We start from the raw sequence: 4,036 nt of genomic DNA, 5'->3' as shown, positions 1-4,036 counted from the left end.
CGGCAGGCGCGGCGACGGACGCGGCCGCTCGGCGCTCGCGGATCGAGGCCAGGACGGCGATCTCGCGATCGCGGGTCCAGACGTCGTGACGATACTGGTGTTCGGCGGCGGTGACGAGCGAGAGCATTGTTTCCTCCGTTGGTTCCGACACAAGCAACCTACGCGGGGGTCCCGACATTGCCGCCGTCCACCGGGATGGCAGGAATCCGCCCCATCGCGGCAGTCGCGAGCCGCCGCTCAGGTCGTCCGTGCGAACCCGCGGATCAGGCCCGCCGCGCGCGCGGCATCCCGGATCATCGTCTCGTGGCCGTGCCCCTCGACCTCTTCGAGCCGCCCCCGTGGCAGCCCCTCGGCCACCCGCCGGCACCACGCCTGCGGAGCGACGATGTCGTGCTCGCCGCGCAGCACGAGCGCCGGCACGTCGACGCGCGCGAACACGTCCTCGGGCCGGTGGACGAGCATCGCCCGGAACTTCGTGCGGAGACGAGGTCCCGCCCGGAGGTACTCGCGCGTGCCGAGTGCGATGACCCGCGGGTGCTCGACGGCGATGTCGCGCAGCAGCCGCCACAGCTGCCGCGGCGCAGTGCGGGCCGACGGCTCGACGGTGGGGCCCACCAGCACGATGCCCTGGACGGTGCCGGGGTGACGGGCGGCGACTTCGAGCGCCACCTGCGCGCCCATCGAGTGCCCCACGATCACCGCAGGCGTGGTCACGCGCGCCCGCAGGTAGGCCGCCACGAGGTCGGCGTTGCGCTCGATCGTCAGCACTCGCGGCGGCTCGGGCGCTTCGCCGTAGCCCGGCAGGTCGAGCGCGATGGTCTCGCCGTCGCCGAGGTGCTTCGCGAGATCAGCGAACACGGTACGCCCCATGCCGATGCCGTGGACCAGCACGTACACCGGCGGTCCGTTCCCGCGTCGCTCCGCGACGAGCGTCGCTCCGGCGTGGGTGAATCGCTCCGGGCTCGCCATCTCACGCGCCCGGCTCGTCGCGCAGCCCGACGCGATCGGGGATGTCGAACTGCACGCGCGGCAGCCAGGTCGCCGGCTCCGGCCACGGCCGCGAGGCGGGGAGCGTCCGCAGGCGGGTGCGAAGGGCGGCACCGGATGCCTCGACCGGCAGCACGCGCGACGGCGCGTGGTGGGCGAGGGCTCCCAGCCACCAGTGCCGCCAGGTCCCCTCGATCGCCTCAGGGCCGGCGACCACGTAGTAGTCGGGCATGACGGCCTCGCCGGCGGCGAACTGGTCCAGAAGGGTCTCGACCTCCACCTCGAGCGATCCCAGGGTCGCCCGATCCTCGAACAGCTCGACCCAGGCCGCCGCCACATGCTCGAGCGGATCCGCGTCATGGACGACATAGGGCATCGAGACCGAGGCCACGAGGTGGGCGGCGACCGCCGGCTCGGCCTTACGCAGCGAGAGCGCGACGAGCGCCGGGACGTCGGCGAGGCCCGTGAGCAGCTCGTCGCTCTCGGCGCCGACGAGCGCCACGACGGTGGATCGCGGTGCGGGTTCGGGGTTGTGCGCCATATTCCACAATACGTCCGGCGCGCCGCAGCGCGGCAGACACGCCGCGCGCGGCATCCGTGTGATGCGCTACTGCGCGCCGAGCACCACGGTCGCGAGGTCCGCGCCGAACGTGAAGCGTGCGTCGACGGTGCCCCCGCGCAGCACGCCCGGCAGCCAGCGCGACGCGTCGTCCCACATGCGCGGGTAGGGCACGGCGTCGAGCGTGTACCAGCGCGGCGTGATCTCAGGGGTCTCGACCGGCTCGCCGTGCCATCTGCGGCATACGAACACGGTCGAGCGCTGCGACCACTCGGGCTTCGTCGGGAAGTGATAGTCGACCGCACCGGCTTCGTGCAGGTCGGATGCCTCGACCCGCACGCCGATCTCTTCCGCGACTTCGCGGACCGCGGCCTGGCGCGGCGCCTCGCCCGAATCGAGCTTGCCGCCGATGCCGACGACCTTGCCGCGGCCAAGGCCGGTGCGCTTGTCGCCCAGGAGCACCTCGAGGCCGTGCGGTCCGCGCCGGAGCAGATAGACGACGCAGACCTCGGGCAAGGGCATGGCACGAGGGTACGCCGGTGCGCGGGCTCGGGCTCGCCCGGCCTGTCTAGGCGGCGATGTCGGGGGACGAACGTAGCGTGTGAGCATGCGGATCCTGCACACCTCGGACTGGCACATCGGGCGGTCGTTCCACGGCCACGCCACGCTCGACCCGCTCCGCGGCGTGCTCGAGACCCTGGTGGCTCAGGTGCGGGAGCACGGCGTCGACGTCGTCATCGTCGCGGGCGACGTGTTCGACTCCGCGACGCCGGCGGCGGCCGCCTACACGCTCCTGTCGGACGTGCTGCGCGCGGTGGCGGACGCCGGGGCGACGGTGATCGTCACGAGCGGCAACCACGATTCGGCGGCGCGGCTCGGCTTCCAGGCGAGGCTGCTGCGCGACGGCGTGCACGTTGTCACCGATGCCTCGGCCGTCGGCACGCCCGTGACCGTCTCCGACCAGCACGGCCCCGTCCACTTCTACGGCATCCCGTTCCTCGAGCCGGTGCTGCTGCGCAGCGAGTGGCCCGGCGTCCGCTGCCAGGCGGACGTGCTCGCGCACGCCATGGACCTCGTGCGCGACGACCTCGGCTCGCGCGGCGGGCGGTCGGTCGCGATCGCGCACTGCTTCGCCGCGGGCGTCGAGCCCACTCCGCATCTCGAGCGCGACATCCAGCAGGGAGGACTCGACGTCGTTCCGCTGTCGACGTTCGACGGCGTGGACTACACGGCGCTCGGGCACATCCACGGCCGTCAGCAGCTGTCGCCGCGCGTTCGGTACGCCGGGGCGCCGCTGCACTACAGCTTCGGCGAGGGCGGCAAGCCGCGCGGCTCGTGGCTCGTCGAGCTTGATGCACGCGGGCTAGGTCCGGTCGAGTGGCTGCCGCTGCCGGTGCCCCGCGCGCTCTCCACGCTCACCGGGCCGCTCGACGAGCTCCTGCATGACGAGCGCTTCGCCGAGTTCGAGGGGCACTGGATCCGGGCGGAGTACACCGATGCGCTGCCGCAGCGCGATCCGATGCGGCGTCTGCTCGCGCGTTTCCCGCACTGCGCGCAGGTCTCTCACGCGCCCGTCGCCGTGCCGAGCGCAGATGCCCGCACGTACGCGCAGCGCGTGCGGTCGGCCCGCAGCGAGGCCGAGCTCGTCGACTCCTTCCTCTCGCATGTGCGCGAGGGCGAGGGCGCCAGCGCCCGCGAGGCCGAGCTGATCGCCGAGCTGCTCGACGAGCGGTCGCGGGTGGAGGCGACGGCGTGAGGCTGCATCGGCTCGAGCTGACCGGGTTCGGTCCCTTCCGCGAGCGTCAGAGCGTCGACTTCGAGGCGTTCGAGCGCGACGGGATCTTCCTCATCGCCGGGCGCACCGGCGCCGGAAAGTCGAGCATCCTCGACGGCGTGTGCTTCGCGCTGTACGGCTCGGTCCCGCGCTACGACTCGGGTGAGAAGCGGCTGCGCAGCGACTACTGCGAGCCCGACGAGCCCACCGAGGTGCGTCTGGAGTTCACGGTCGGCGAGCGCCGCTGGCGAGTGACGCGCGCTCCTGAGTATCAGCGCCCTGCGCGGCGCGGCGGAGGCCTCACCACCGAGCCGACGCGCGCCGAGCTCGAAGAGCTCGTCGACGGCGCCTGGATCGGTCGCGCGGCACGCCCGCGCGACGTCGGGCTGCTCCTCGACGAAGTGCTGGGCCTGAACGCGCAGCAGTTCCAGCAGGTGATCCTGCTCGCGCAGAACAAGTTCTCGCGCTTCCTCCTCGCGTCGGGCACCGAGCGCCAGTCGCTGCTGCGCGCGCTGTTCGGCACGCGGCGCTACGAGGAGTACGCCCGCGAGCTCGGCGACCGCAGCAAGCTCGCGCAGCGCGAGGTCGACGCGCTCGGCGAGCGTGCCCGCACGCTGCTCGAGCAGGCGGAGCGCCTGCTTCCCGCACTTGAGCCCGACGACGCCACCGCCGGTGACGCCCCCCTCGACGGCGCCGACGCGGACGCCGTTCGGCCC

Annotated in this window: 5 protein-coding genes; 2 read left to right on the top strand and 3 right to left on the bottom strand. The window is 73.0% G+C overall.

Translation table 11 applies throughout. The features are described from left to right. Nucleotides 1-237 precede the first annotated feature (237 nt). The 3 genes from EIO58_RS13830 to EIO58_RS13820 all read right to left on the bottom strand — a co-directional run bounded on the left by EIO58_RS13830 (nt 238) and on the right by EIO58_RS13820 (nt 2,068). On the bottom strand, nt 238-969 hold the full coding sequence (locus EIO58_RS13830; protein WP_127820024.1) for an alpha/beta fold hydrolase: 732 nt from the start codon (nt 967-969) through the stop codon (nt 238-240). A 1-nt stretch (nt 970) separates the two neighbouring features. Next, entirely contained in the window at nt 971-1,528 is a 558-nt protein-coding gene (locus EIO58_RS13825) for a hypothetical protein (RefSeq protein WP_127820023.1), read from the bottom strand. Between the two features lie 66 nt (nt 1,529-1,594). Continuing rightward, nucleotides 1,595-2,068 carry an 8-oxo-dGTP diphosphatase gene (locus EIO58_RS13820; RefSeq protein ID WP_164861711.1) on the bottom strand — a complete coding sequence of 158 codons (474 nt, stop codon included), beginning with the start codon at nt 2,066-2,068 and terminating at the stop codon, nt 1,595-1,597. Between the two features lie 85 nt (nt 2,069-2,153). On the opposite strand from EIO58_RS13820, the gene EIO58_RS13815 reads away from it, so the two are divergent. Both EIO58_RS13815 and EIO58_RS13810 read left to right on the top strand, forming a co-directional pair. Then, nucleotides 2,154-3,302, top strand: a complete 1,149-nt coding sequence (locus EIO58_RS13815) for an exonuclease SbcCD subunit D (RefSeq protein WP_127820021.1) — start codon at nt 2,154-2,156, stop codon at nt 3,300-3,302. Next, nucleotides 3,299-4,036: AAA family ATPase (locus EIO58_RS13810; RefSeq protein ID WP_164861710.1), on the top strand; the 738-nt coding region annotated here is incomplete at its 3' end. The genes EIO58_RS13815 and EIO58_RS13810, both read left to right, overlap by 4 nt.

It is taken from the genome of Microbacterium sp. CPCC 204701 (genome assembly GCF_004010105.1).
Lineage (GTDB): Bacteria > Actinomycetota > Actinomycetes > Actinomycetales > Microbacteriaceae > Microbacterium.
The sequence above is the reverse complement of the archived record's forward strand: the minus strand, read 5'-3'. Positions and strand labels throughout refer to the sequence as shown.

Bases quoted from the DNA above. Each gene is read 5' to 3' on its own strand.
- EIO58_RS13815 (WP_127820021.1), top strand. From the start codon at position 2,154: ATGCGGATCCTGCACACCTCGGACTGGCACATCGGGCGGTCGTTCCAC.
- EIO58_RS13825 (WP_127820023.1), bottom strand. From the start codon at position 1,528: ATGGCGCACAACCCCGAACCCGCACCGCGATCCACCGTCGTGGCGCTC.
- EIO58_RS13820 (WP_164861711.1), bottom strand. From the start codon at position 2,068: ATGCCCTTGCCCGAGGTCTGCGTCGTCTATCTGCTCCGGCGCGGACCG.
- EIO58_RS13830 (WP_127820024.1), bottom strand. From the start codon at position 969: ATGGCGAGCCCGGAGCGATTCACCCACGCCGGAGCGACGCTCGTCGCG.